Genomic DNA, 25,372 nt, shown 5'->3' with positions numbered 1-25,372 from the left:
TGGGAGTTTGGACAATCGTGTCGCGTCACTTTCCCAAGAGCAGTTCTAACGGCAGCGTTTGATTTGCCTTTACAGGCTTGGTGACGATATATGTGTAGTAGCGCGACAGGCCGATGCGGGCATCTAGCATTTCGTCTATGAGTTTTTGATACGCATTGATGTCGACAGTTACGATTTGCAACAGGTAGTCAAACCCACCGCCCAATGCCCAACACGCAATGATTTCATCATATTTCTGGACAGCATTTTCAAAAGCGCGAAAACTGGCAGCTGTGTGATCCGCCAGTTCTGCGGAAACAAATACAGTCACGTTGGAAGCGAGTTTTTTCAAATTAATGTTTGCGTGATAGCCGCCTATCAAACCCGCCTTTTCAAGTTTTTTCAATCTGTCCCAGCATGGTGACGGTGACAGGCCAACACGTTCAGCCAGAGCCGCTTTTGTGATCCGTCCTTCTAACTGAAGTATCTTGAGTATCTTCAGGTCGATTTTGTCGAGCTTATGCACCTTTTACCCCTCTCAGGTAGAGATACTCACGCCTTTTGACGCAACGCGTGCTGCAGCCAAAGCAACTGTGGCAATCGCCGTATCCTGGGCCCCGGTTCCGGTCAGATCACATATTGTGATGTCACTATTCGACACGCGGCCTTTATGCATTCCTTCGACGATATGCCCAAGTTCGGGCGGGGTAACATCCATCATAAGCCCGGCATCGCGCGCTTCCCGCAGTTCACCCATTGTTGCGCATTGGTTCAGATGGTCAACGACGTATAAATCTGCTGCAGCCAGCGCTTTGGGTGTGATTTCTGATTTGTTCGCCAGATCAGACCCCATAGCGGTGATGTGCAGCCCCGGGTGCAGCCAGTCCCTTTTGAAGAATGGCTCTGTAGATGGCGTTGTGGTTACAACCAGTTGACTTTGGGCAACCGCCGCCGCCGCGTCTGTTACAGCTTCGGCGCTCATACCCAGGCTTTCGCCCAGATCGCGTGCGCAAGCCGCTGCTTTTTCTGCATCCCGGCCCCATACAAGAACCCGTTTGAATGGGCGTACCAGATGTGCTGCCTGCATCTGAAGGCGCGCCTGAACACCCGCACCGAACACCATTGCGGTATCTACCTGTTCGGGAGCCAGATGGCGGGCGGCTACTGCACCAGCTGCGGCGGTGCGCAGATCGGTGAGATACCCGTTGTCCAGCAAGACCGCATCTACCAGCCCTGTTTTCGAAGCAAGAACAACCATTAGGCCGTTCACACTGGGTAATCCCAGTGAGGGATTGTTGAAAAATCCCGGGCTGATTTTGACCGCAAAACCGTCAAAGCCGGGAATATATGCTGTTTTCACGTCCAGATCACCGTGATGTTCTGCAATTTCCATCGACGTGATCGGCGGCATTTCCACCTCGCCACGGGCAAGCGCGCGAAAGACGTCTTCGATCGTATCGATCGCTGAAAGGTTCAGAGCAACGCAGTCTCTAAGTTCTGTTTCGGTCAGGATCAGAATTTCACGCATAACGCTCCCCTTTTAAAACAGTATCCCCAAGGATCACGTCTTGTCCCGTAATGATGGCAGTGAATTGGGTCATTTCAACATTCTTTCCGCTGATGATCATCGCTGTCTTACCATTCGCCTTCGATTTTTGAGCTAGCAAAGCTGCGACGCTAACGACACTGCCACCCTCGGCAACGATACCTTCGTCGTGAAACAGAACCTGCATGCCCTGATAAATTTCTTCTTCCGATACGGTTACAACATCGTCCAGATAATCGCGACAAAGCGGGTAAGTCCATCGGTTTTCAAGGCCAATCCCACCGCCAAGAGAGTCTGCCAAAGATGCATACTCCTCTACTTCGACAGGTTTGCCTTCACATAAACTACGCGCCATCGCGGCACCGTTTTCCATGCTTATTCCGACAATACGAATTTTAGGGTTGATCGTTTTTGCGGCCAGCGCAATGCCCCCCGCAAGACCGCCACCAGACAATGGGACCATGATCGTTTCAAGGTCAGGCTGATCTTCCAACAACTCCAATCCAATTGTTCCCTGTCCCGCTAAAACGTCCGGGTGATCAAAGGGTGGGATGTCCGTCATCCCTTTGTCTGAAACGAGCCGTGTAACTTCGTTTTGCGCCTCGTCCTGGCTGGTGCCTACCCTGCGGACGTCGGCCCCTAATGCCTCTATCGCTTTCACCTTCACGCCCGGAACCAGATTTGACAGGCAGACAACGGCCTTTACACCTGCGGCGCCTGCTGCGTATGCCAAAGCGCAGCCATGGTTTCCTGTCGAACAGCACACCACCCCATTCTTGCGAGCGGCTTCAGATAAATGTGCGACTGCGTTTGTGGCGCCACGCTGCTTGAACGCGCCGATAGGCTGAAGCGTTTCCATTTTCATCAGGATTTCTGCGCCAAAACGGTTGCTTAGACGTGCGGCTGTAACCAGAGGAGTGCGCAAAACTTTTCCGCGAATGGATTTTTGCGCCTCAAAGACATCTTTTAGAGTGACTCTTTGTTGCATTATTTACTTGCCCCGACCGGATTTAACGAACTTCAAAACTATAAGAAATGTGTCAGGACAGTAGTTTGATTTAATGAGAGGGTCGAGGTGAAATGCCGTTGGGAGCGCGCGTCGATGCATAAGCTTTAGACGCGGTCTCAAACGTTCAACGCCTAAAAGAATTTAGCGTAACTCGCACGAATGAAGATTGATTGTGTCTTCGAAGTTTGATTTGGAATTCAACAAACAAGTCAAAGTGCGCTGTTAGTGTGAATGCACTGTTTCATTGCGATCAGTGATTGAATGACCAAGGATAGGAACCCAATGCAGAATGCCGTTGAGATGACAGTTAAGATCCTTGAAAAACTGGTCAGCTTTAAAAGCTTTTCGGGCCAAACCAATCTTGATCTGATTTCATATGTTTCGGACTATCTGGATGGCTATGGGATTCAAACAGACCTAAGTCACGATGAAACAGGTCTGCGCGCCAATCTGTTTGCTACGATTGGTCCCAAAGCAGACGGGGGTGTTGCATTGTCGGGGCATACCGATGTTGTCCCGGTCGACGGACAAAACTGGACTCTGCCTGCTTTTGAACTGACCCGGAAGGATGATCGGCTTTTTGGTCGGGGCTCAGTTGATATGAAGGGTTTTCTTGCTTGCGCACTTGCGATGGTCCCGTCTTTTCAAAGGGCGCCTTTACAACGCCCAATTCATTTGGCGCTGTCCTTTGATGAAGAAACCGGCTCGATCGGTGCCCCGATACTTTCGCGTCAGATCGTTGATTCGGGGATGAAACCCGCTGCTGTTATTGTTGGGGAACCAACAGAAATGAAAGTGATTGCCGGGCACAAAGGCGGCTACGAAATGCATACGCATTTCACTGGAATCGCGGGGCATTCGTCTGATCCGCGGCGAGGTGTGAACGCAATTCACTACGCGGCACGTTTTATTGTTTTCTTAGAAAACCTGTCTGCAGAATTTGCCCAAAACCCACCCGCTGATTCAGCTTTTGATCCACCCCAGAGCACCCTTAATATTGGAACAATACGCGGCGGTGCAGGGCGCAGCATTATCGCCGAAGACTGTGCGCTCGACTGGGAGCTTCGTATAACACCACCTGATGATGGCAAAGAAACGATGAAGCGGATCAACAGTTTTCTGACGGATCTGTTGTTATCAGAGATGCAGAAGAACTTTCCTACTGCTGATATCGTCACCACAACAGAATCCGAATACCCGGGCCTTGCCTTTGATCCGGGCTCCACTGCCTTGTCGGTGGTACAGCAGATCAGCGGTGAAAACACGTTTACAACGGTGCCGTTTGGAACGGACGCGGGATGCTTTTTTCGCGACGGATTGCCCACGGTTGTTTTTGGCCCGGGAAGTATCGAACAGGCCCACAAACCGGATGAATATATTGAACTGTCTCAAATCAAGGCGTGTCTGAAATTTTTCCAGAAGCTCGGTGACTGGCAAAGCATATAGCGCTGACAGAAAGTTCAGCATTTCAAAATTGCGTATCAAATTCTTTGATCCAAACCGTGAATGCCTGCGTAACAGCAGTACAATTCAACGGCTAACCAAAGGATAAACCATGTTACGCAGAACCTTTCTTTCCGTCACAACCGCAGCACTTCTTGCAACGCCAGTTTTCGCTGATAGCCATTCAATGGATATCGTCGATACAGCTGTTTCTGCGGGTAGCTTTAACACATTGGTTGCCGCTGTTCAGGCCGCAGACCTTGTAGACACGCTGAAAGGCGAGGGTCCATTTACAGTATTCGCGCCCACAGACGAGGCTTTTGCCGCATTGCCAGAAGGAACAGTTGAGTCGCTGCTTCTGCCAGAGAACAAGGACCAGTTGGTCGCCATTCTCACCTATCATGTCGTGTCCGGTAAGGTCATGTCAGGTGATATCGCTGGCAAGAAAATGGATGTTGCGACTGTGAACGGTCAGTCCGCCATGATTGATGCAATGTCTGGCGTAATGATCGACGGAGCAAACGTTGTTCAGGCTGATATCGAGGCGTCAAATGGCGTTATCCATGTGATCGACGCGGTCATTCTACCTAAGTAAGGACCGTGAGAGTTTCGCCCTCAGCCATTTGATTTGGCTGAGGGGTAACCGCAGGAACGCAACTAAGTAGAAGGTACTGGTATAATGTCACAAACTCTCTTTTGTCGTATGAGATTTGCCAGAGTAACTTTTCCTCTCTCGTTGACGCTTTCTATGGTGCTAATCGGGTTTCTTGCTGTTTCTGCAAAAGCTGACGAACGCATGATTGAAGACTTCACTTCAGATCCCGAAACGCGATGGGCCTTTTTTACGGACCAAGTCATGGGCGGCGTCTCGAACGGTGAAGCGTCCTTTGCTCGGGAAGCAAACGAAAACTATGTAAGGCTTCGCGGCCAGGTCAGCACCGAGAACAATGGTGGCTTCATTCAGATCAGAACCAAACTTGAAAGCCGCATTCCCCGGTCGGCGCAGGGTATTACATTAACCGTTCGCGGAAACGGCGAAGAGTATTTTTTGCACGTACGTACGCCCGGCACAGTTTTACCTTGGCAATATTATCAGGCATCTTTCACAACAGCGCCCGATTGGAAAGAAATTCGCATTCCCTTTGACAGTTTCAAACCTTCGGGCCGGACGTTTCGGGCATCACTAAGGCCTCAGTCTGCCCGTAGTATTGGAGTGGTAGCATACGGACGCGACTATGACGCGGACGTATCCGTAGCCAGTGTGGGTTTCTATTGAGGTTGCTGTATCTTCGCGCAACGTCAGCGCCAATAGGACGACGCTGGATAGATGCCTTTGGAAAACAAAAATACGCTCGAAAGATTGCCGGCATATGCGGTCTTTGCTGGGGTTTTAGCATCCGCGGGTTTGCCAATCTACATTCACGCGCCCAAATTTTTCATCGATGAATACGGCGTTAGCCTTACTTCCATAGCCGGTATTCTTTTCTTCCTAAGACTTTTTGATGTCATTCAGGACCCGGCGCTCGGGTGGCTTTCTGGTGCCCTTAGGCGCCAGAGGCGTATTGCGGTCGCAATAGCGGCAAGCATGATGGTTCTGGGAATGTCCGGGTTGTTTGCAGTAACGCCTTTGACGACCCCGCTTGTCTGGTTTGGCATCATGCTGGCGCTGTTGTTCTCAGGGTTCAGCTTTCTCACGATTACATTCTATGCGCAGGGAGTTGAAAAAGCTGTGCGATCCAGCCAGATCGGTCATGTTCGGCTGGCCAGTTGGCGGGAAACTGGGGCGCTCGCAGGCATCTGTATCGCGGCAATTGCGCCGACGGTTTTTATCTGGATATCGCCTTCTCCATTCACCGTGTTCACAGGATTTTTTGTTGCGGGGGTAACTCTGGCTGTCGTGATGATGGCCCCGGAATGGAGCATTGAAAAAAGTGAAAATCCCTTTGCCTTTTGTTCGATCCTGAAAGACCCTGTTGTACGAAAATTACTGCTTATTGCTTTTGTAAATGCAGCCCCTGTTGCGGTAACCTCAACATTGTTCCTATTTTTTGTGGAAACTGTGTTGGATGCACCCGGGTTTGAGGGGCCATTGCTTCTACTCTTCTTTGTATCCGCAGCAGCGAGTGCTCCGTTCTGGGCCAATATTGCAAAACGTGTTTCTTCAAAAAAAGCCTTGCTTATGGGTATGTCAGTTTCGGTTGCTACATTTGCTTACGCATCTCTGCTGGGCGCCGGAGATGTGCTGTCTTTCATGGTTGTATGCATTGCTTCGGGTCTGGGGCTGGGGGCTGATCTTACTTTGCTTCCTGCAATTTTTGCAGACCGGGTTGCAAAGCATTCTCACAGTGCGAGTCCGGCTTTTGGCCTGTGGTCATTCGTCTCGAAGCTTACCCTTGCTGTTGCGGCGATTACGGTGCTTCCACTCCTTGAGAGTAGCGGTCTTGAGCCAGGGATTCCCGCCCCAGTGGAAGCAGTTGGTATGCTGACACTGCTCTATGCGGTGGTTCCGTGTATTTTAAAGTTAATCGCTATCGGGCTGTTGTTGTTAACGCCTCTGAGTGCGGACCAATGTGAATCCTAGTTCTTGAATTAGCAACGGTTTCTGCCGCACCAGCTAAAAAATCACCACACAAGGGTACGCTCGTAGTTGGAAAGTAAATGGGATTATCCCCAGTCAGTTACTTTTCCTAAATAGCTTGCTCCAGCGGGGGCAGAATATCATAACGCAGTTAAGATTCCGATTGATCCAACCAGGATCAGGCTCAGCGCCCAAACGACATCAAGATTAAACCAGCTTCTTGAAACGAATTTCAAACCAAGCCAGAAATAAACGACTACGGCAGCAAGGCCACCTGTTACTGTCATTGCCAAAGTATGCGTGACTGATACTAAAACAGCCTGCGCGATATTTGCGCTCATCAGTTCTGATGCGGCGCGGTGACCCGCGTCGAGTTCATCGACAGCGCAAATTCCCAGATAGATCGGCGCCAGCATGAGGCCAGCGCCATGTGCCGTTGCCGCCAAAAAAGACCAGAGCGCCAGCCGATGCGGTGGTACACGGGCTAAAAACCGGGGATGGCGCCTGTTGATCAACAAATAGATGCCCAGCAGGATGACAATGATTCCAGCACCAATTCGGATTTCGCTTTGCCATTCCACCAAAGCGGTCATTGTAGAGAATGGTATCAGAATTGCAGTCATGGCCAAGAAATGGCCCACCGCCAAAGCACCCAAAGCAGTGATCAGCGCAAGTCTGCGCCGCTCCATAAGAGCAGCGGAAACAGCCAACGGCCAGCCCATACCCGGGTTTGCGCCGTGGTATACGCCCGATGCTACGACGGCACCCCAAAGAGCTGCCGTCGTTTCGATCTCAAACACTTATCAGACCGACGGGTAACAGAAGCTGTCTGTCGAACAATCACCGCCTTCAAGACGGATTTGGTGTGAGCGATATCCTTTCGGAAACTCAACCCAGAAATTTTTGTCCAGCGTTAACCCACCGTTTGCACCGACGTCAGCCTTAACCATTGCTGCCCCGCCTTCTCCGGGATAAAACTGATCGTCCCAGGTCGAGTAGAGCGAATTTGTCCAATAGACACGCTTACCGTCACGGCTGATTTCAACCATTTGCGGGCCATAGCCAAAGTCCTTGCCGTTCGGATGCTTGGTTTTGGCAACGATCCCACCAATTTCTACCTTGCCCGCAAGAACCGGCTTCATCGGATCACTGACATCATATTGATGCATCTCACCAGTTCCCCAACACGCAACATAGAGATATTTATCGTCGAGGCTTAGATCTATGTCGGTTACCAAGGGTGGCACCGCACTGAAACCTTTCAGCAGATCAGGCAAATCGTCTGGGTCAGCGGCGACCGGCGGAATCGTTATTGTTTTCTTGGCGTTGAATGTTCCGTCCTTTTCGCGCCACCACGTAAAGATCGCGCCTTCTAGGTTGGTCGTATCAACAACCACACCACAGAATCCATATTCCTTTACCGGATCATGCGCTGGGCGAATTTCCAGCGCCATTTGATGGTTTGCGCCCAGATCTATGGTTTGAACATTTTTGCGACCGCGCAGATCCCAGAAATGGATCGAGTGGCCGTATTTGTTCGAAAGCAGATCTTCGGCGACGATCCCATTTTCAAATTGGGGCGGCAGTCCCCATTCCGAACTGACCATATAGTCGCGCGGCAGGTTCCACCAGAAATCATAGTGCTTATCCTGAACACCTCGGTCCATTTCCCAACGGCCGATAATGTCGAATGTTTCGCAATCCATAATGAAGATTCCGGGAGGACCATCAGTTCCGTCTTTGCCGCCTCCGCCAAGAGTTGAGACATATATGCCTTCCGGACCGCAATGGATGGTGTGCGGTCTCGAGTAACCGGTTTTGGCAAACACCTCTTCGGGTTCAATAATTTTGTGGATCTTGGCTTTCAGAGGATTTTTGACGTCAACGACGTAAATTCGCGAAGACCGAATGCCAGGAATTATCAGGTAACGACGTTCCAGAAACGCGTGACCGGTCAAGGGTGAAAGAGCCGAAGAGCAGGCGTTCCAGCCGAAATGGTGAAACTCATCGCCTTTGTTAGGCATGATGACCTGATGGACGATTTTGCCATAGTCAGATGAGGATGAATCTACGTCAATCACGGCGAGACCATCGGGTTGCGATCCGTCTGGGCTAAGCATGAGTGTGAACGCCAGCGTTTCTGCGGGTGCCTCCATGGCGAGTTTCGGAGATGCGTGAAATGTTGGATCAGGTCTTACAGTCATTTTCATCCTCCCAGATTGCTAAGCTATCAGAGTACACCACAATCTCGAAATCTTAGAGTCGCAATTGTTTGGACCAGAATCGCATCTAACGCAGCGCAGATCGACCTGGCGTAAAACCAGCGAATACTTTTCCGGATTCCAGATCACCCTTGTTCTGAGGCAAACTCATCTAAAGCCTCTGACAGCGCAGAGATCATCGTATCGCAATGTGAGTTGTCCAGGATAATTGGAGGGGAAAGAATGATCTGATCCCCAACCGGTTGCACGATAACGCCTTTCTCGAGGCACTTGTTGAACACCGATTGCCCGGCACTCACTGAAACCGGGAACGCTTCTTTTGTCGATTTGTCCGCAACGATATCGACGGCAAGCATTAGCCACTTTCCGCGAACGTCACCAACAACAGGGTTCTGCAACATAGAGAGTGCCTCTTTCTGAAAATAGTCACCAACGGTACTTGCGTTCGCGAGCAGGTTTTCATTCTCCATGATCTCAATGTTCTTCAGCGCAGCCGCACATGAAACCGGGTGTCCGAAGTACGTAAGCGCCATAGAAAACACGCCGCCTTCAAATTGGGGTCGGCTGATGACCTCGTAAATTTCGTCGGAAATCAGTGTGGCGCCAAGTGGGACATAGCCTGATGTTATCCCCTTGGCTGAAACCTATATGTCGGGGTGATAATCATAAATATTCTCCGAGGCGAACCATTCTCCCAACCGCCCGAACGCGGTTACAACTTCGTCGGCTATATAAAGCATGTCATATTTTTTACAGACGCTGTGCATCCGTTTGTTATAGCTTGCCGGCGCAATCAGGACGCCGCCAGCGCCCATGATCGGCTCTGCGATGAAGGCCGCTACATTGTCTGGGCCAAGCTGTTGAATGCGGTCGTCAAATTCCTGAACAAGAAAGTCGCAATATTCTGTCTCGCTCCAGTAGGCCGGTTTTGCATACATGTCGGCCGCTGAAATATGGTGAATGATATCCTGCGCGACCCTGTCAAAGCTATTTTTGGTTGCGTGAATTCCGGTCAGTTCTGCGGCAACATAAGTTGCACCGTGATAGGCGTAATTGCGCGAAATGATCTTCTTCTTGCGGTGCAACCCGCGGATTGTGTTGTAGTAATGAACAAGCCTGACTGCAGCATCATTTGCGGTTGATCCGCCGCATGTGTAGTAGACATGGTTCAATTCACCCGGCGCATTGCAAGAAAGCCAATGTGCCAGTTCGGCGGCTGAAATATTCGTCGAATGTCCAAAGGGATTGTAGTATTGCATCTGCATGACTTGTTTCGAAATCGCCTCAGCCATTTCTTTGCGCCCGTGCCCGATGTTCACGCACCAAAGGCCTTCAATACCGTCCAGAAGCTTTCGGCCCTTTGTGTCGGTGACATGCACGCCCTTTGCAGACTCTATGACCTGACTTCCCTCATCATGAAAGCTGCTGAAATCAGTTTGAGGGTGCAAAACATGTGCGCGGTCTTTTTGCCAAACAGAGTTGTTGGTTGAGATTTCCATATTGGCGGCTCCCGAAAAAGGAAGACTGATAACTTTAGGCGCTAACCTACACGATTGGGAACTTTCTTCGGAGTACCCTAAATGGGTAACCCTAGATTTTGCGTGTGATCGGGATTCTGAATTGTTCGATCATTTGTGCGAACCACGGCCAGTTTTGCTCGGCGGTTTCATTCACGATGAGGTATTTTTTTCTCAGGAAGATCTTTGCCGCTTCAATCGCGAACAGCTTTTCCTCATGTACTTCCTGCCGCGTTAAAGAAGCGGGTAAATATGCAGAGCCTCCATTTTCCAGAAGGTATTTCAGCGCCCACCTGGCTGAAGAAAAAGTAATGCGTGCCGTACCAGCATCATAGTAAACTTCACCATGCCAGCGACGGTAGCCCTCGCCGTGATCGACGAAGATATACCCGGGATCAAATTTTGTAGGGCTATCTCGCCGGTCAGAGTAAAGAACCAGTTCTTCTGGCGGTAATTCGTAAATCGTGTTGTTACCACGCGCGATAGGCTCATACGTCAGAACAACATCTGTCAGGCCAGCGACGAGCCAATCCTCTAGTTCTTGTTGGCTGCCCTGGTAAACCGACATACCCATTTCAGCATGTTCCACGGCAACCCGGTCGAAGAAAGATTTACCGCTTTGGTCCCAAAGGTCCTGATGACATCCGAACGCAAAAACAGCTTCGGTTCCGGCAGGGAGCCCGGCTTCGTGGCGGGCCTGCCGCCAAAGCCCCGTCATGATCTTCGCATAGCGCAGCAGCTTGGTGCCCGCCGGGGTAAGACTGACACCGGACTTGTGCCGATGCAGCAAAACCTGGCCAAGGTCTTGTTCGAGCGTTTTAAGGCGCGCCGTGACGGTTGACTGCGTGACATTCAACTTTTCCGAGGCACGCACCAGGCTACCGGTTTCAATGATGGCCAGAAACGTATGCAAGGAAATGATATTCATGACATTCTCCGTTCAATGCAATTATTTTGCATTTAATGTGCAGAATAATTCGTTTTTCAAATAATACAAATTCTGTCAAAAATCATGAGATCAAAACAGCGCGAACAGAGGAGATTCAGCGATGACTCTTGATAGTTTTGGTGAACTCAAACTGGCTCCACGTGATGCTTTTATTCACGCGATGCGTGGGGTTGCAGCCAGCGTGACCGTCGTGACAACGGATGGTGTTGCTGGCCGTCACGGGGCGACCGTGAGCGCCTTTTCATCGGTTTCTGCAGACCCGCCAACAGTTTTGATATGTCTGCGGGCCAACAGCCGGATCGCCGAAACAGTCTTGGGGAACGGTGCATTCTGCGTAAACGTTTTGCCGCAAAACAGCCCTGAGATTGCGAACAGATTTGCCGGGATGCACGACAATCATGTGTCCGACCGATTTTCAGGTATCGATTGCAAAAACGCTCCGGGTATCGCACCCGAGATTGTAGAAGCGACTGTCTTTTCCTGCGTTATTGAACAAACAGTCACTTCCGGGAGCCATCTCATTGTGATCGGTCATGTCCAGAGCGTTCGAGAGGGGCAAAAAGCGCCACTCGCGTATCTGGATGGTGCTTATCACCGTGTTGTCCCGCATCCTGATCAATCTTCGAAATTCAGCGCTGCTACGAACTAGATAGGCACAAAAATGACAAAGCTAAAACAGTATAAAATGCTGATAGATGGCAAGTGGGTCAATGCCTCAGACGGCAAGATGTTTGACTCTCTTAATCCAACAACAGGGCAAGTCTGGGCGCGTGTACCTGAGGCAACTGCAGAAGATGTAGACCGTGCCGTTTGCGCAGCGGACCGTGCTTTTAATGAAGGTCCATGGTCACGGATGAGTGCAACAGAACGCGGCCATTGTCTGCGGCGTCTGGCCGACCTTCTTGCCGACCGATCCGAAGATCTGGGTGCAACGGAAACCACAGATACCGGAAAGATGCTGAAGGAAACCCGTTGGCAGGCTAAATATATCTCGGAGTTTTTCCATTTTTACGCCGGTTGTGCTGATAAAATTCACGGCGAAACGCTGCCCATCGACAAGCCGGACATGTTTGTCTTTACCGAACGCGAACCTCTCGGGGTAATTGCCGCGGTTGTGCCATGGAATTCGCAGTTGTTCTTGTCTGCTGTGAAAATTGGACCAGCCTTGGCCACAGGCAATACCGTTGTTCTGAAAGCGTCTGAATATGCCTCGGGTCCGATGCTGGAATTTGGTGAACTGATCGCCGAAGCGGGTATCCCAGACGGGGTCGTCAACATCGTTACTGGCCACGGTGACCCATGCGGCAAATCCCTGACTTCGCATCCTTTGGTCGCGCGAATTGCATTTACCGGAGGGCCTGTTGCTGCGCGTCACGTTCTGATGAATTCGACCAATAACTTTGCCGAAGTATCGCTCGAGCTTGGCGGCAAGTCCCCTTTTATCGTCTTTGACGACGCCGAGATTGAAAGTGCGGTAAATGGCGCTGTTTCTGGCATTTTCGGGGCTTCGGGCCAAAGCTGTGTTGCGGGGTCTCGTCTGCTACTGCACGAAGACATCGCAGATGAATTTCTTGCAAAAATGACCGAGCTTGCGAAAGCGATCCGTATTGGTGATCCGATGTTGGATGAAACCGAGATGGGCCCGCTTTGCACAACAGGGCAGCTTGAAAACATCGAACGCGAAGTCGCCAATGCGCAAGTGGAAGGCGGCACAATACTCTGCGGTGGCAAGCGGGCTGATGCCAGCAGTGACATGTTCTTCCAGCCCACAATCATCGACTGCCCATCACCGGATCTGCGCATCTTGGATACGGAGCTTTTTGGGCCAGTTCTGAGCGTGCTAAGATTTAAGGACGAGGCTGAGGCAATTCGCCTTGCGAACAATTCCGAACATGGGCTGGCCGCCGGAATTTTCACACGCAACAGCGCGCGATCCCTGCGTATGGCAAAGGCCGTGAAAGCAGGAATTGTCTGGGTGAACACCTACCGGGCGGTTTCACCTATTGCTGAATTCGGGGGGATGAAAAATTCGGGCTACGGCAGGGAGAGCGGTTTTCAGGCGATCTATGATTACACACGTCCAAAAACGGTTTGGATAAACACATCAGACGAGCCGCTGGGAAGTCAGTTCGTGTCCCGTTGAGCGCTCAGAGAACATAACTAATTTCAGGAGAGTTTCATGAAGTTCCAACTCGCTATAAATCTCGAACGGATGGATAACTCCGTAAACATGAAGGACGTCCGTGACCACACATTGGAAATGGTGAAGATGGCCGATGCAGCGGGGTTCGAGATTGCATGGGCTGCCGAGCACCATGCGATGGAGATGACGATTGCGCCTAACCCGTTTCAGATTTTAACGTGGTGGGGTGATCACGCCAAGAACATCCGGCTGGGTGTGGGCGTGGTGAATGCGGCCTATTGGCATCCGATTGATCTCGCGGGTGAGGCGGCGTTTCTAGATCTTATCAGCGACGGGCGGCTGGAATTTGGTATCGGATCAGGTGCCTATCAGCGCGAGTTTGACCGGATGAAACCGGGCTTGGATCAACGCGACAGCTGGCGCTACATGCAGGAAATGCTGCCTGTGGTGCAAAAGCTTTGGGAAGGCGACTATGAACATAACGGCGAATTTTGGCAGTTCCCGAGTGCCACATCCTGCCCCAAACCAGTGCAGAAGGACGTGCCAGTCTGGGTCGCGGCGCGCGCGCCCATCACCTTTGATTACGCAGTCGAACATGGCTGCAATATCATGAGCTGGCCGCTGACTATGCCGTTCTCCGAGGCCGAAACCTATCGCGTGCGGCTGGACGAAGCGATTGCTAAAAATGGCGGCAAGTATGATGGCCGTTGGGCGCTGATGCGGCACGCGGCCGTTTATGACAATGAAGATGACCGTAAGGCTGCGATGGATGCGATCCGCGTTGTGCTGGGCCAGTTCGGTAACCTGATGATGAAATCGGGCGATGTGATCAACGGTTTCCCGGATCGGGTGCCGCTGGACAGCCTTGAAGGTAATGCGCGGGTTGATCCTGAAATGTTGGAGCAGAACCTGATGTTTGGTACGCCCGATCAGGTGACAGCTAAGGTGAAGCAATACGAAGACATCGGGGTCGACGCATATATTTATTACGCAAGCATGGGCATGGACATGGGCCAGCAGAAGCGCAGCCTTCAACTGTTCATCGACAAAGTCATGCCGAACTTTTCCTGATCCACAATAAGCGCGAACAGAAAGATTGACGAATGGCCATTGAAATACGCCGTACCTTGCAGTTCACCCAGACAACGCAGGTCGAAGGGGCCCGTAAGGTTCCAGAACCAACAAAACTATTCGCCGCAATGGCGATCATACGAAACCCGTGGTTTGGCCGCGGTTTTGTCGAAGACCTGAAACCCGAGATCCGCGAACATTGCCCTATGCTTGGAACCTTGTTGACAGACACATTGCTTGGGATGTCGGGCGGTATAATTGAAGGCGTTGGCAAGGCTTCGGTCGTGGGTATGGGCGGCGAGGTGGAACACGCCCAGGCGCTGACCCACTCGCTTTGGTTTGGAAATCAGCTTCGCGATGCAATTCAGGCGAAAACCTACCTTGTCTTTTCCAATACACGCGGTGCTGCGGGTTGCATGATCACCATACCGCTGATGGACAAGGAAGATGGAGGTCGGCGTTCACACTACCAGACGATACAAACCACCATTCCGGATGCCCCGGCAGATGACGAGATTATACTCGCACTGGGCGGCTCGCTGGGCGGGCATCCATTGCACCGTATCGGTAACCGCTATGAAGACCTTGAAGAAATGGGTCGTAGCGTCGACAACCCGGCAGGGGTCTGACATGGCTGTCAGCCCTGATGGCACTGCTTACGAGATGACCGGCCCCGATGGTGCGCCAGTCATTGCGCTTATACACGGGCTTGGCCTGACGCGGGCGACGTGGCGGGGGCATGTTCCCGCTTTTGCGAAGAAGTACCGTGTGCTGACCTATGATCTTTGTGGCCATGGCGAAACCGTGCTTCCGAAAGAAACGCCAAGCCTGACGGTTCTTTCGGAACAACTACGCGCGCTGCTTGATTATCTTGGTGTTGCGCAGGCTGCTCTCGTTGGCTTTTCACTGGGTGGCATGATTAACCGCCGCTTTGCGATGGACCGTCCCGAGCGCACCTCGGCACTGGTCATTCAGAACTCTCCGCATGAGCGTAGCCTTGAGGCGCAGGTGCTGGTCGAACAGCGTGCGCGTGACACAGGGGCAGGTGGGCCTGCCGCCACTATCGAAGAAACGCTGAAGCGCTGGTTCACACCGGAATACCTGCAAAACAACGCTGATACAGTGAACTGGGTCCGCGAAGCTGTATTGGCCAACGATCCCGATAACTACACCGCGCATCGCTATGTATTGGCTGCGGGGGTCACGGAACTGATCCGACCAGAACCTCCTATTCTGCACCCCACGCTAGTTATGACCTGTGAGAATGACAGTGGTAGTACACCTGCCATGTCCCATGCGATTGCCAGTGAAATCGAGGGTGCTGAAACCATCATAGTGCCGGGTCTGCAACATTTGGGTTTGCTGGAGCAACCGGCGCTCTTCACCGGTCCGGTACTGGAATTCCTTGGCCGTTACATTGGCTGAGACGAAACAAAGGAAACGCGACATGACCAGAATGACAGGCGGACAGGCCGCTGTTGAATCTCTGAAGGCGGAAAAGGTCGAACATGTGTTCGGCCTTATTGGGTCGGCAACGATGGAAATGTTTGACGCGTTGTACGACGCGCGCGAGATCAACTTTGTCGGTGTGCATGATGAACGGACCGGCACTCATATGGCAGATGGTTATGCCCGTGCCAGTGGCAATGCCGGCGTCATACTTGCGGGCCAGAATGGGCCGGGGGCAACCAACCTTGTGACGGGCCTGGGTCAGGCGATGGCTGCGTTTTCGCCGGTGGTGTCGATTGCCGGGTCTCTGGCTTCGTCACATGTCTATCGTGATGCGTTTCAAGAGGTTGACCAGCAGGCGTTGTTTACGCCAGTGACAAAGAAAACATGGACCGCCACAGGTGCCGACCGGGTGCCTGAAATGTTTCGCGAGGCGTTTCGCGTCGCCAACACCCCGCGCAAAGGCCCCGTTCAACTGAACCTTCCGCGCGACGTGCTTTCAGCACAAGCGGAGTATGAAGGTTTTCAACGCCCCGAAACCTATCGGTCTCAATCGGTTCCGGCGGCATCGCAAGACGCAATTGATCGCGCAGCTGTGCTTTTGTACAAGGCCGCCCGCCCGGTGATTATTGCAGGAGGTGGCATCAAGAATACCGAAGGGCACGCACAGGTGCTTGCCCTGGCCGAAGCACTTAACTCACCCATCGTCACCTCACCCGGGCACGGCGACGCCATACCCTTTGGCCATCCGCTGAATGCCGGCCAGATGGGCCCGCGTGGCAACCCCGTTGCATCGCGGCTGGTGCAAGAGGCCGATGTCATTCTGGCGCTTGGGACGCGGATCGGATTCAACGCAACTTTTTACAGTTACGATAACATCAATCGCGATGCGGCGATCATTCATGTGGAACTGGAGCCAACAGCGATTGGTCGCTACTTCCCGGTTGAGATGGGCATCTGGGCGGATGCCCCGACCGTGGCCTTGCAGTTATGTGCGGCATTGAACAAGCTTGCGAAACGCACGGTGGCAGACGCCTGGACCGAAAGCTTTAAGGCAGAGAGAACTGCCTATCTGGCCAAGCGAGATGCGGATGCGCAGGTTGATGCGATGCCCATCCACCCTTCTGGCCTGTTCAAGACTTTACGCGATGTACTGCCACAGAATGCTGCCGTAACAATGGACGCGGGTACGCTATGTTTGCAGGCGACCGATGCGCTGAACTATTGGCACCATAAAAGCCTGTTTACGCCGCTTGATTTCGGGCTTGTCGGGTTTTCCTTCGCCTGCGGGCTTGGCGTGAAACTCGCCTGTCCCGACCGCCCGGTTGTCAGCCTGATGGGCGATGGCGGCTTTGGCATGACCGTGTCGGAACTTTCTACAGCGGTTGATCATGGCATCAACACAGTAACCGTTGTGATGAACAACAAATGCTGGGGGGCAGAAAAGGCGTATCAGCGTGATTTCTTTGGCGAACGCTACATCGGTGCCGATGTAAGCAGTCCCGCCTTTGACAAACTGGCAGAGCTTTATGGCGCCAAGGGGTATCGCGCAGATACACTGAGCGGAATGGCGGAAGCGATAGAGGCGGCGCTTTCCTGTGGCAAACCCGCGGTCGTCGATGTCATGGTTGACCCGGCTGCTCTCTACAGTTTTCGCCGTGACAGTTTCAAACACAGAGGAGGGTAACCCCACGACAATCGCCTGCAAACACAGGCTTTGGCGCGGCAATTCTTATGTGACTGGAATATCGGTACAGTTTGCGACACTCTGGTTGAGCAGAGTGGAGCCGTGTGGGGAGTAAGATGCGCAGTTTTGACGAGATTTTTGCAATTGCCGCTGATCGCAAGGGTGGTCCTGACGCGCTTGAGGCATTATTAAGCAAGCCTCAAACCGCAGAAGCTTTGGCCGCAATCCCAGATGACCGCTGGCTTGCGAAGTTAACGCAAATGGTTTTCTCCGCTGGCTTCAACTGGAAAGTGATTGAGGCCAAGTGGCCCGGTTTTGAAGAGGCGTTCAAAGGATTTGATGTTGGGCGCTGCGCTTTCATGGATGATGAGTGGTTTGACAGCCTGCTGACAGACACCCGCATTGTCCGGAACGGCACAAAGATCAAATCAGTGCCTGAAAACGCCGCCTTTCTACTGGAACTCCAAAAAGAACATGGCAGTGCAGCCAGGGTTCTTGCAGACTGGCCGTCTGAGGATTACATCGGCCTACTTTCGATGCTTAAATCACGAGGCTCGCGGCTTGGCGGTTCCACAGCCCAGTATTTCCTGCGTTTCATGGGCAAAGATAGTTTTGTACTGTCTGCCGATGTTGTCGCGCGGCTTGTCGCCGAAGACGTGGTTGACAAAACCCCGACATCTAAAAAAGCACTGGCGGCAACGCAGGCGGCATTCAATGAATGGGCTGCACAATCTGGTCGATCACTAACCGAAATCAGTCGTGTATTGGCGATGAGTGTCGGGTAGGCAGCGCACGAGTGGGTTAAAAGCCAGCCGACCCAAAGGCTACACTGTTCAGCGGCGCAGGGTTTCGCCGTACTGAAGCTTCGGTGTCAGTTCCACCCGTGTTTGCAAACCTTCAACGTCACCAGCAGCCATGCGTGCAACAATCTCGGCAGCTTTGCGGCCTGTTTCTATTCGCCCGGCGTCCATCGTAGCGAGTAGCTTGGGAAGACCTTGGAGCAGTTCCACCCCGTTGAAACCAGCCAACCCAATCTGACCGGGCACATCAATGCCCTTATCAAGGCAGTAAAGCAGCCCGCCTGCGCCTATCATGTCATTGGAATAATAAAGAAAATCAAGGTCTGGGGATCTGTTTAGAATGGTTTCTGTCATTTCGCGGCCTTTGACCAACGCAGATCCACCTTCGTAAAATTCCTGATCTTCAACTTCCAGCCCTTCTTTGGCGAGAGCCTCTGTAAATCCTTCAAACCTTTTGCGGGCCCTGTGATCGAGCGGCATTTTTGTGCCGAGGAACCCTATGTGTTCGTACCCTGCCTTAGCGATCGCCTGTGCCATCATGCGCCCGGCGCGGCGGTGCGATATCCCAACCATCGCGTCTATGGGCGTGCCATCGACATCCATAATTTCGACAACAGGAATATCGACGCCCCGCAACATTGCGCGAGCAGCATCTGTATGTTCCAAACCAGCGATGATCACGCCAGAGGGCCGCCACGACAACATTTCGTACAGAACGGATTCTTCTTTTTCCGGCAGGTAATTTGTCAGCCCGACAACCGGTTGCAGCGGTGTGTTGTCCAGCACCTCTGAAATTCCTGTCATCACATCCGGAAAAACCATGTTCGACATAGAAGGAATTATGACAGCTACAAGATTAACGCGTTGAGAGGCGAGCGCCCCGGCAATCTTGTTTGGGACATAACCAAGCGTCTTTGCCGCTGCGAGCACCTTCTTACGCGTCGCGGCAGACACATCCCCCCGGTTCCGCAATACCCTTGAAACCGTCATTTCGCTGACCCCTGAAGCCTCTGAAACATCACGCAGGGTCAGGGGGCGTTTTGCTTGATCTTGGGAGCCGCGAGTCATTTGTAACTATCCTGTGTTTTCTAATACTTCCTTGTTAGCGATAAACTAATGCTTGTCCAAGTCATCTGTGACGTATATGTTAGCGCTAGCAATTCATCCGGCAAGCAAGGTGAGCTCCCTTCAGCATGCTTTGCCCGGGCGAAAGGGAAGACGGTGGGCCAAACTTGTCTTCCCTTTTTCATTTCATAACAAGTGTAAGAACATGGTTGAATTGTTACATTTTTCCCGCGACAAAGGCGCTATTGGCCCATGTTTGGCCCCGTAGCTCAGCAGGATAGAGCGACCGCCTCCTAAGCGGTAGGCCAGTGGTTCGAATCCACTCGGGGTCACCATAAATTTGTTAATATTCTTTTAGGAAAAGACGGGCTTAGTCCGAGATATCCCTGCTAACGTGCAGTCGGAATGCCAGATTATCGTCGCGCTTATCCGGTGCCACTGATGGAGCTGACCATTCAAGTATCTTGCTTGCATCAGTGATAACTGTTTCAAACCAGTTCAGAGCTTCGGCTGTGGTGCAGTTTTTGCGGCAATAGTTGTTTATCCATGGTGCGATATTGTAGGCGATGACTTCGTCTTTTTCATAGGCGTGTGCCAGAAAAATCGCTTTTACAAAGGTGTGGACAGCAAACTCTTTTGGTTCAGCACACAGGGTAAGACAGTCTACCTCAATCGCAGATTCAACCAATTTTACCTGATCAGAAAATTCTACCTCACCAGGCTTAAGCTGATCTGACTTCGGGTTTGTAATACCCGTTACATATGTTGTCGTTGTGTCCGACCGATTGCCAACCATAATTTTCCTCATTCGCCGAATCGTTTCATTCGCACAACCATCACGTGATTGTTTGCGTTAACGCAATAGGATGAATTAAGGTTTTGGTAAAGGTTTTACATGATGTTGCGGAGTTCCCACAGCAAGATTTATGTTAGAGGTCAAATATTTGCGTTCGATGGGTGTTTCTTTTTCTCATTTAGTGAATCCAAATATTTTCTCAAACTTTCCCGTTATGGCTGAATATGGGCTGTTGATAACATCTCTTCAAATTGGAAGGTAAATATTTCATGGTTATCCGGTGTTTGCTTGGAGTAGTTTGTTTTTATAGTAAACGCCCTCGTTGAAACTATAAAAAGGAAGTTCGATGCCCACTAGCGAGAGAGCAGAGAAAGCCTCTGAGATAGCAACTGCGGCAGGTGCGTTGGCGCTACGATACTTTAGACAACTCGAAAGTCTGACTGTCGAAGAAAAAGGGCATCAGGATTTCGTCAGCCAGGCAGACCGCGATGTCGAAACTTTTGTGCGCGATGAGCTAAGCAAAATCTTTCCCGAAGACTCTATCGTCGGCGAAGAACACGCCCCGACAATTGGAAGTTCTGGTTTCACCTGGGTTATTGATCCGATCGATGGCACAGCCAACTTTGTGAACGGCATTCCCATATGGACGGTCGTTTTGGCAGGTGTTCGCAGTGGCCAGACAGAACTAGGGGTTATCTATGATCCCTGCTATGACGAAACATATTCTGCAGTCGCGGGTCAGGGCGCTTCACTTAACGGTCGAAAGTTGCAAATGGCGACCGACAAAAGGCTTTCTGACGGGTCAATTGGCGTTGGGTATTCCAACCGAACCAGCCCTGATGTGACCTGCAAACTCATCAGATCACTGCTTGATGAAGGCAGCGTTTTTCAGCGGAACGCATCAGGTGCGTTATCGCTGGCCTATGTCGCGGCAGGGCGCTTGCTGGGATATTCCGAGGAACATATGAATGCCTGGGACTGTTTGGCTGGCCAGTTACTGATTTCTGAGGCAGGCGGGTGCGTCGAAGAGCAGAATGCCGATCATATGATCGCCACAGGTGGCCGCGTAATAGTTGGCGGAAAAGGAGTCTTCAAGCATCTGGTGCGTATTTCTGAAGCCGCATTTGACGGATAAGGGCCCCGGCTTGGGCTTAAACCATTTTAATCACGTCTTTTTCGATCGCCAGCATGTACCCACGTCGCGCAATGTTTTTGACTAACAGATCGCTTACCATTTGATTTCCCAATGTATCACGAAGACGTTTGATCCGGGTGGCACCTGCCGCTTCATCACAGTCAAACGCTGATTTTCCCGTGATCACCGATTCAATCTCGGCGCCTGACAAAACCTCGTCATCCATCCGCGCCTCTGCCAGCACAGACAGGGTCTCAAGCGCGGCTTCGGTCAGTTTGAATTCCATATTGTTCAGATAAACCGTGTTTTCCTCGCGGCTGATCAACAGGGAAGAAACCTGAATACCAGCACGCTCGATCTCTGACATACGACGGTTGAGCGTGAGTATGGTGACCAGAAACACCAATGCCGCGATAAGCAACGAGGTGGCGAAAACCAACAGAACGAAAATGATCGTCCGGTAAGACGCAAGCGTATCGGAAAAGGCGGTTCCAGACTGCGCCAGTATCTCCAGCAGCTTGATCTCAGCCGTGGACGTCAGGTCATCATTTTCAATAAAGATCTGCTCAACGCGGCTGTCAAAGGCATTTGCGTCAGGCAGGTTGAGAAACAGCAGAACCGCAGCAACCAACAAAATCGTAACAATCGCCACAAGCCCGATCACGACTGTACGGTTGCCGTGTAATCTGCCAGCAGCTAACTTTGTTTGCGTTTCAATCACGGATATTCCCTTTTGCCCTTCCGGCACCGCAGCTCAGATTTCCCGGAAACTGCGCCCCCAACCTTAAGACATGTAATACTTCGTTTTCGCCAATCCAATTATCAATAACGAAGATAGAATGGCCCTGCACTGGCTCTGCGTTCTGCCAGCCCGCTTTCGTCAAAGACCGAAACAACATTCAGCAACTTCCAGCCGTCAGCCCGTAACCGCGCTGCGATCTGTCCCCGCGCAGCGGCCACGGTGCAGGCACTGTCCGGCAATTCAATCACCCCATAATGCAGACGAAGCGGATTGTCCTGCTTGGCCTTGTAGTCGGCGTAGCAGGCTGCGCTGGCGGGCGAGGCGCTGAGAAGCGCAAGGATCAGGAAAAGTTTTTTCATCATGAGGGCGAGAATGGCGAACGCGGCGCTGATATTCAATAACAACTACGCTGCCACTGGGTAACGCGGTGCAGGTTATCCGATAACATGGTGGTGTCATTGTCTATCAGACGCCCCCTGCTGCAAATTTGGTTCATCGAAATTGGCACGCCCGACGACGCTGGGTGCAAAAAAAGGATGGACCAATGACCAAGAGTTTTATTGCAGCAATACTTGCTGTTTCGCTCGCCATAACAGGTGTAACCGCAACCCAGGCCAAAGCTGACGGCTCTGACATTGCCAAAGTCCTGCTTGGTCTCGCAATCGTTGGCGGTATTGCGGCCGCTGTTGATAACAACAATGATCGCCGGGCGGCACAGCACGCGCCGGCAACGCGCGACAGATACGGTGATCGGTACTACAACGACGGAGGGATCCACCAGCGCAACTACCGGCCGCAAAATCGCCGTCGTGCGGTTTTGCCAGCGCAATGTCTGCGCACCTTTCAAACCTATAACGGCCCACGTGACGCTTTCGGCGCGCGTTGTCTGAACCGCAATGCCGGAAACATTCGGCTGCCGAACCGTTGTGCCCGTCAGTTGAATACCCCGCGTGGTACCCGCCATGTTTACTCGGCACGCTGTCTCGACCGCCAGGGGTATCGCGTTTCTACCCGCCGGCACGGCCTTGGGCGCGGTCGCGATCATGAATGATCTTTAAGGTCGAGCAGAGGCGCAATGTGTCCCTAGCCCAGTTGCGCCGACAAGGCGGAGGTCCCCAGCCTCCGCCTTTTTTTCTTGCAGAGGACCGGCTTAAAGGGTTGATGTTTGCCTATGGCAAAATCCATTCCTGACTACACCTTTGAAGAAGCGGCCCTGCTACGTGGCGCAACCCGCATTGCGGGCGTCGACGAAGTCGGGCGCGGCCCACTTGCCGGACCTGTGACCGCTGCTGCAGTTGTTCTTGATGCCAACAATGTTCCCAGCGGGCTGAATGACTCTAAAGTTCTTACAGCGAAACGCCGTGAAACGCTTTATGAGGAACTTCTTAAAGTAGCGGATGTCAGCGTATCCCATGCAAGTGTGGAAGAGATTGACGAGATTAATATTCTTCGTGCTTCGCATCTGGCAATGGAGCGGGCCATTGCCGGATTGCAGACACCACCGGACCATTTGTTGATTGATGGCAATATGCTTCCGCGCGGTGTGACCATTTCTGCCGAAACAATTGTCAAAGGCGATGCTCGATCCGTGTCGATTTCAGCGGCTTCAATTGTGGCAAAAATTGTGCGTGATCGGCTGATGTGGGATTTAGCGCAACAGTTTCCCGGATATGGATGGGAAACAAACGCCGGATATCCGAGTCCGGCACACAAAGAAGCCCTGCGAAATCTGGGTGTGACCCCACACCATAGACGTTCTTTTAAACCAGTGCACAATATCTTGTATCAAGACAAAACAGTAAGTAACTGATTCAAAAAAGAATTTGACGCCGAATCATCAATGAATCATCTTTGTCCTAAATAAACGAAGCGCAAACGACGCTCGGGCAAAGAGGCGGAAATGACGGTAAAAACAAATACAAAAGGGGCAAGCAAGCTCCCTCTGAATCAAATTCTTGATGGTGATTGCATAGAGATCATGAACTCTCTGCCCGAAGGATCTATTGATCTGATCTTTGCTGATCCACCTTACAATTTACAGCTCAAAGGTGACCTGCACCGCCCCGACAATTCCAAGGTAGATGCTGTGGATGATGAATGGGACCAGTTTTCCTCATTTGCTGTCTATGACAAGTTTACCAATGGCTGGTTAAAGGCTGCACGCAGATTGCTGAAGCCTCACGGTGCGATCTGGGTCATCGGCTCATATCACAACATCTTTCGGGTTGGGGCCGCGATGCAAAACGCCGGTTACTGGATTTTGAATGATGTGGTCTGGCGCAAGTCAAACCCGATGCCCAACTTCCGGGGCAAGCGGTTCACAAACGCGCATGAGACAATGATCTGGGCCTCAAAAGAAGAAGCCAGCAAATACACCTTTAACTACGAAGCGCTGAAATCGCTGAACGAAGGCGTGCAGATGCGTAGTGACTGGGTCTTGCCGATTTGCACCGGACATGAACGCCTGAAGAATGAGGAGGGCGAGAAAGCCCATCCAACACAAAAACCCGAAAGCCTTCTCCACCGTGTTCTGGTTGGGTCAACCAACCCCGGTGATGTGGTGCTGGACCCGTTTTTTGGAACTGGCACAACCGGGGCGGTGGCGAAGAAACTAGGCCGTGAATTCATCGGGATCGAACGCGAAGAGGCCTACCGCAAGGTCGCTGAAAAACGTCTTTCCAAAGTGCGCAAATTTGACCGTGAATCGCTTCAGGTCAGCACGTCTAAACGCGCTGAACCACGCGTTCCCTTTGGCCAACTTGTAGAACGCGGCATGCTTACACCAGGGGATGAACTTTACAGTATGAACAACCGCCACAAGGCCAAGGTGCGCGCCGATGGCACGCTGATTGGTGACGATGTTAAGGGCTCTATCCATCAGGTAGGTGCCGCACTTGAAGGCGCCCCAAGCTGTAATGGCTGGACATACTGGTGCTTCAAGCGTGACGGGCAGCGTGTTCCGATTGACCTGCTGCGCCAACAGATCCGCGCTGAAATGGCGGATCGGCCAAACTGAAACTAACCAAGAAATTACCGCCGGTGCCTGTGGCCTGACACAGTGCATTAACTTGCCTCGCCGTTTTTCGGCGGGGCTTTTTTATCTGACGTCTCCCGTAGTGGAGTTGCGAATCAAAGAAAAGAACAGTGAGCAGACGCTGGAGTCGACAATGCTTCACGTTCTTTTGCACATTGAAGCAGTAATTCATGCAGTTACTCGACAACCGCGAAATGACGCGCTAGC

The 25,372-nt window shown here is 51.9% G+C and carries 25 protein-coding genes, 1 tRNA gene and 1 pseudogene; 16 read left to right on the top strand and 11 right to left on the bottom strand.

All coding sequences use genetic code 11. The features are described from left to right. Window positions 1–25 precede the first annotated feature (25 nt). Genes J4E70_RS14020 through eutB form a run of 3 tightly spaced genes read right to left on the bottom strand, consistent with a single transcriptional unit; the run spans window position 26 to window position 2,513 of the window. Entirely contained in the window at window positions 26–505 is a 480-nt protein-coding gene (locus tag J4E70_RS14020; protein ID WP_213890261.1) for an Lrp/AsnC family transcriptional regulator, read from the bottom strand. A gap of 12 nt (window positions 506–517) precedes the next feature. Next, window positions 518–1,507 (bottom strand): cyclodeaminase, encoded by a 990-nt coding sequence (locus tag J4E70_RS14015; protein ID WP_213890260.1) that lies wholly within the window; start codon window positions 1,505–1,507, stop codon window positions 518–520. Further along, window positions 1,500–2,513, bottom strand: a complete 1,014-nt coding sequence (eutB, locus tag J4E70_RS14010) for a hydroxyectoine utilization dehydratase EutB (protein WP_213890259.1) — start codon at window positions 2,511–2,513, stop codon at window positions 1,500–1,502. The genes J4E70_RS14015 and eutB overlap by 8 nt, the downstream gene beginning before the upstream one ends. 303 nt (window positions 2,514–2,816) lie before the next feature. On the opposite strand from eutB, the gene argE reads away from it, so the two are divergent. The 4 genes from argE to J4E70_RS13990 all read left to right on the top strand — a co-directional run bounded on the left by argE (window position 2,817) and on the right by J4E70_RS13990 (window position 6,558). Continuing rightward, window positions 2,817–3,980 (top strand): acetylornithine deacetylase, encoded by a 1,164-nt coding sequence (gene argE, locus J4E70_RS14005; RefSeq protein ID WP_213890258.1) that lies wholly within the window; start codon window positions 2,817–2,819, stop codon window positions 3,978–3,980. Between the two features lie 109 nt (window positions 3,981–4,089). Next, complete coding sequence (locus tag J4E70_RS14000) at window positions 4,090–4,572, top strand: fasciclin domain-containing protein (RefSeq protein WP_213890257.1); 483 nt, start codon at window positions 4,090–4,092, stop codon at window positions 4,570–4,572. An 84-nt stretch (window positions 4,573–4,656) separates the two neighbouring features. Then, on the top strand, window positions 4,657–5,253 hold the full coding sequence (locus J4E70_RS13995) for a CIA30 family protein (protein ID WP_246531763.1): 597 nt from the start codon (window positions 4,657–4,659) through the stop codon (window positions 5,251–5,253). A gap of 51 nt (window positions 5,254–5,304) precedes the next feature. Then, on the top strand, window positions 5,305–6,558 hold the full coding sequence (locus tag J4E70_RS13990; protein ID WP_213890256.1) for an MFS transporter: 1,254 nt from the start codon (window positions 5,305–5,307) through the stop codon (window positions 6,556–6,558). A 137-nt stretch (window positions 6,559–6,695) separates the two neighbouring features. Here J4E70_RS13990 and J4E70_RS13985 read toward each other — a convergent pair whose 3' ends face one another. The 4 genes and pseudogenes from J4E70_RS13985 to J4E70_RS13965 all read right to left on the bottom strand — a co-directional run bounded on the left by J4E70_RS13985 (window position 6,696) and on the right by J4E70_RS13965 (window position 11,222). Then, on the bottom strand, window positions 6,696–7,346 hold the full coding sequence (locus J4E70_RS13985) for a hypothetical protein (protein WP_377608636.1): 651 nt from the start codon (window positions 7,344–7,346) through the stop codon (window positions 6,696–6,698). Between the two features lie 12 nt (window positions 7,347–7,358). Then, window positions 7,359–8,759 carry a selenium-binding protein SBP56-related protein gene (locus J4E70_RS13980; protein WP_213890254.1) on the bottom strand — a complete coding sequence of 467 codons (1,401 nt, stop codon included), beginning with the start codon at window positions 8,757–8,759 and terminating at the stop codon, window positions 7,359–7,361. 143 nt (window positions 8,760–8,902) lie between these two features. Beyond that, window positions 8,903–10,276, bottom strand: a pseudogene (locus tag J4E70_RS19375) (aminotransferase). Between the two features lie 91 nt (window positions 10,277–10,367). Further along, window positions 10,368–11,222: a LysR family transcriptional regulator gene (locus J4E70_RS13965; RefSeq protein WP_213890252.1), complete on the bottom strand. Its 855-nt coding sequence runs from the start codon at window positions 11,220–11,222 to the stop codon at window positions 10,368–10,370. Between the two features lie 121 nt (window positions 11,223–11,343). Between J4E70_RS13965 and J4E70_RS13960 the strand changes: the two genes are divergently transcribed. The 7 genes from J4E70_RS13960 (at window position 11,344) to J4E70_RS13930 (ending at window position 18,378) form a co-directional block, all read left to right on the top strand. Next, entirely contained in the window at window positions 11,344–11,892 is a 549-nt protein-coding gene (locus J4E70_RS13960; protein ID WP_246531762.1) for a flavin reductase family protein, read from the top strand. Window positions 11,893–11,904: 12 nt separating this feature from the next. Beyond that, window positions 11,905–13,386, top strand: a complete 1,482-nt coding sequence (locus J4E70_RS13955; RefSeq protein ID WP_213890251.1) for an aldehyde dehydrogenase — start codon at window positions 11,905–11,907, stop codon at window positions 13,384–13,386. A 36-nt stretch (window positions 13,387–13,422) separates the two neighbouring features. Continuing rightward, the gene (locus tag J4E70_RS13950) at window positions 13,423–14,457 is read left to right on the top strand and encodes an LLM class flavin-dependent oxidoreductase (protein ID WP_213890250.1); all 1,035 of its coding nucleotides are present in this window, start codon (window positions 13,423–13,425) and stop codon (window positions 14,455–14,457) included. A gap of 32 nt (window positions 14,458–14,489) precedes the next feature. Then, on the top strand, window positions 14,490–15,086 hold the full coding sequence (locus J4E70_RS13945; protein WP_213890249.1) for an amino acid synthesis family protein: 597 nt from the start codon (window positions 14,490–14,492) through the stop codon (window positions 15,084–15,086). Between the two features lies 1 nt (window position 15,087). Beyond that, window positions 15,088–15,882 (top strand): alpha/beta fold hydrolase, encoded by a 795-nt coding sequence (locus J4E70_RS13940; RefSeq protein ID WP_213890248.1) that lies wholly within the window; start codon window positions 15,088–15,090, stop codon window positions 15,880–15,882. Window positions 15,883–15,904: 22 nt separating this feature from the next. Further along, window positions 15,905–17,593, top strand: a complete 1,689-nt coding sequence (locus tag J4E70_RS13935; protein WP_213890247.1) for a thiamine pyrophosphate-binding protein — start codon at window positions 15,905–15,907, stop codon at window positions 17,591–17,593. Between the two features lie 116 nt (window positions 17,594–17,709). Next, window positions 17,710–18,378, top strand: a complete 669-nt coding sequence (locus tag J4E70_RS13930; protein WP_213890246.1) for a DNA-3-methyladenine glycosylase I — start codon at window positions 17,710–17,712, stop codon at window positions 18,376–18,378. Between the two features lie 48 nt (window positions 18,379–18,426). Here J4E70_RS13930 and J4E70_RS13925 read toward each other — a convergent pair whose 3' ends face one another. Continuing rightward, window positions 18,427–19,461 carry a LacI family DNA-binding transcriptional regulator gene (locus J4E70_RS13925; protein ID WP_213890245.1) on the bottom strand — a complete coding sequence of 345 codons (1,035 nt, stop codon included), beginning with the start codon at window positions 19,459–19,461 and terminating at the stop codon, window positions 18,427–18,429. A gap of 255 nt (window positions 19,462–19,716) precedes the next feature. On the opposite strand from J4E70_RS13925, the gene J4E70_RS13920 reads away from it, so the two are divergent. Further along, window positions 19,717–19,793, top strand: a tRNA-Arg gene (locus tag J4E70_RS13920). 35 nt (window positions 19,794–19,828) lie between these two features. Here J4E70_RS13920 and J4E70_RS13915 read toward each other — a convergent pair. After that, window positions 19,829–20,266: a hypothetical protein gene (locus J4E70_RS13915; RefSeq protein WP_213890244.1), complete on the bottom strand. Its 438-nt coding sequence runs from the start codon at window positions 20,264–20,266 to the stop codon at window positions 19,829–19,831. 334 nt (window positions 20,267–20,600) lie between these two features. Between J4E70_RS13915 and J4E70_RS13910 the strand changes: the two genes are divergently transcribed. Continuing rightward, entirely contained in the window at window positions 20,601–21,389 is a 789-nt protein-coding gene (locus J4E70_RS13910) for an inositol monophosphatase family protein (protein WP_213890243.1), read from the top strand. Window positions 21,390–21,405: 16 nt separating this feature from the next. Here J4E70_RS13910 and J4E70_RS13905 read toward each other — a convergent pair whose 3' ends face one another. Together J4E70_RS13905 and J4E70_RS13900 are read right to left on the bottom strand one after the other, a co-directional pair. Then, the gene (locus tag J4E70_RS13905; RefSeq protein WP_213890307.1) at window positions 21,406–22,107 is read right to left on the bottom strand and encodes a winged helix-turn-helix domain-containing protein; all 702 of its coding nucleotides are present in this window, start codon (window positions 22,105–22,107) and stop codon (window positions 21,406–21,408) included. Between the two features lie 104 nt (window positions 22,108–22,211). Beyond that, window positions 22,212–22,493 (bottom strand): hypothetical protein, encoded by a 282-nt coding sequence (locus tag J4E70_RS13900; protein WP_377608633.1) that lies wholly within the window; start codon window positions 22,491–22,493, stop codon window positions 22,212–22,214. Window positions 22,494–22,675: 182 nt separating this feature from the next. On the opposite strand from J4E70_RS13900, the gene J4E70_RS13895 reads away from it, so the two are divergent. The 3 genes from J4E70_RS13895 to J4E70_RS13885 all read left to right on the top strand — a co-directional run bounded on the left by J4E70_RS13895 (window position 22,676) and on the right by J4E70_RS13885 (window position 25,147). Further along, window positions 22,676–23,182: a hypothetical protein gene (locus J4E70_RS13895; RefSeq protein WP_213890242.1), complete on the top strand. Its 507-nt coding sequence runs from the start codon at window positions 22,676–22,678 to the stop codon at window positions 23,180–23,182. A 120-nt stretch (window positions 23,183–23,302) separates the two neighbouring features. Then, window positions 23,303–23,941 (top strand): ribonuclease HII, encoded by a 639-nt coding sequence (locus J4E70_RS13890; protein WP_213890241.1) that lies wholly within the window; start codon window positions 23,303–23,305, stop codon window positions 23,939–23,941. Window positions 23,942–24,031: 90 nt separating this feature from the next. Beyond that, the gene (locus tag J4E70_RS13885) at window positions 24,032–25,147 is read left to right on the top strand and encodes a site-specific DNA-methyltransferase (protein WP_213890240.1); all 1,116 of its coding nucleotides are present in this window, start codon (window positions 24,032–24,034) and stop codon (window positions 25,145–25,147) included. Window positions 25,148–25,372: the final 225 nt, after the last annotated feature.

It is taken from the genome of Pseudohalocynthiibacter aestuariivivens (assembly GCF_018457175.1).
Lineage (GTDB): Bacteria > Pseudomonadota > Alphaproteobacteria > Rhodobacterales > Rhodobacteraceae > Pseudohalocynthiibacter > Pseudohalocynthiibacter aestuariivivens.
Note: the sequence above shows the minus strand (reverse complement) of the source record. Positions and strands in the feature narration are given on the sequence as shown.

Bases quoted from the DNA above. Each gene is read 5' to 3' on its own strand.
- J4E70_RS14015 (WP_213890260.1), bottom strand. From the start codon at position 1,507: ATGCGTGAAATTCTGATCCTGACCGAAACAGAACTTAGAGACTGCGTT.
- eutB (WP_213890259.1), bottom strand. From the start codon at position 2,513: ATGCAACAAAGAGTCACTCTAAAAGATGTCTTTGAGGCGCAAAAATCC.
- argE (WP_213890258.1), top strand. From the start codon at position 2,817: ATGCAGAATGCCGTTGAGATGACAGTTAAGATCCTTGAAAAACTGGTC.
- J4E70_RS14000 (WP_213890257.1), top strand. From the start codon at position 4,090: ATGTTACGCAGAACCTTTCTTTCCGTCACAACCGCAGCACTTCTTGCA.
- J4E70_RS13995 (WP_246531763.1), top strand. From the start codon at position 4,657: ATGTCACAAACTCTCTTTTGTCGTATGAGATTTGCCAGAGTAACTTTT.
- J4E70_RS13990 (WP_213890256.1), top strand. From the start codon at position 5,305: ATGCCTTTGGAAAACAAAAATACGCTCGAAAGATTGCCGGCATATGCG.
- J4E70_RS13980 (WP_213890254.1), bottom strand. From the start codon at position 8,759: ATGACTGTAAGACCTGATCCAACATTTCACGCATCTCCGAAACTCGCC.
- J4E70_RS13965 (WP_213890252.1), bottom strand. From the start codon at position 11,222: ATGAATATCATTTCCTTGCATACGTTTCTGGCCATCATTGAAACCGGT.
- J4E70_RS13960 (WP_246531762.1), top strand. From the start codon at position 11,344: ATGACTCTTGATAGTTTTGGTGAACTCAAACTGGCTCCACGTGATGCT.
- J4E70_RS13955 (WP_213890251.1), top strand. From the start codon at position 11,905: ATGACAAAGCTAAAACAGTATAAAATGCTGATAGATGGCAAGTGGGTC.
- J4E70_RS13950 (WP_213890250.1), top strand. From the start codon at position 13,423: ATGAAGTTCCAACTCGCTATAAATCTCGAACGGATGGATAACTCCGTA.
- J4E70_RS13945 (WP_213890249.1), top strand. From the start codon at position 14,490: ATGGCCATTGAAATACGCCGTACCTTGCAGTTCACCCAGACAACGCAG.
- J4E70_RS13940 (WP_213890248.1), top strand. From the start codon at position 15,088: ATGGCTGTCAGCCCTGATGGCACTGCTTACGAGATGACCGGCCCCGAT.
- J4E70_RS13935 (WP_213890247.1), top strand. From the start codon at position 15,905: ATGACCAGAATGACAGGCGGACAGGCCGCTGTTGAATCTCTGAAGGCG.
- J4E70_RS13930 (WP_213890246.1), top strand. From the start codon at position 17,710: ATGCGCAGTTTTGACGAGATTTTTGCAATTGCCGCTGATCGCAAGGGT.
- J4E70_RS13925 (WP_213890245.1), bottom strand. From the start codon at position 19,461: ATGACTCGCGGCTCCCAAGATCAAGCAAAACGCCCCCTGACCCTGCGT.
- J4E70_RS13915 (WP_213890244.1), bottom strand. From the start codon at position 20,266: ATGAGGAAAATTATGGTTGGCAATCGGTCGGACACAACGACAACATAT.
- J4E70_RS13910 (WP_213890243.1), top strand. From the start codon at position 20,601: ATGCCCACTAGCGAGAGAGCAGAGAAAGCCTCTGAGATAGCAACTGCG.
- J4E70_RS13900 (WP_377608633.1), bottom strand. From the start codon at position 22,493: ATGATGAAAAAACTTTTCCTGATCCTTGCGCTTCTCAGCGCCTCGCCC.
- J4E70_RS13895 (WP_213890242.1), top strand. From the start codon at position 22,676: ATGACCAAGAGTTTTATTGCAGCAATACTTGCTGTTTCGCTCGCCATA.
- J4E70_RS13890 (WP_213890241.1), top strand. From the start codon at position 23,303: ATGGCAAAATCCATTCCTGACTACACCTTTGAAGAAGCGGCCCTGCTA.
- J4E70_RS13885 (WP_213890240.1), top strand. From the start codon at position 24,032: ATGACGGTAAAAACAAATACAAAAGGGGCAAGCAAGCTCCCTCTGAAT.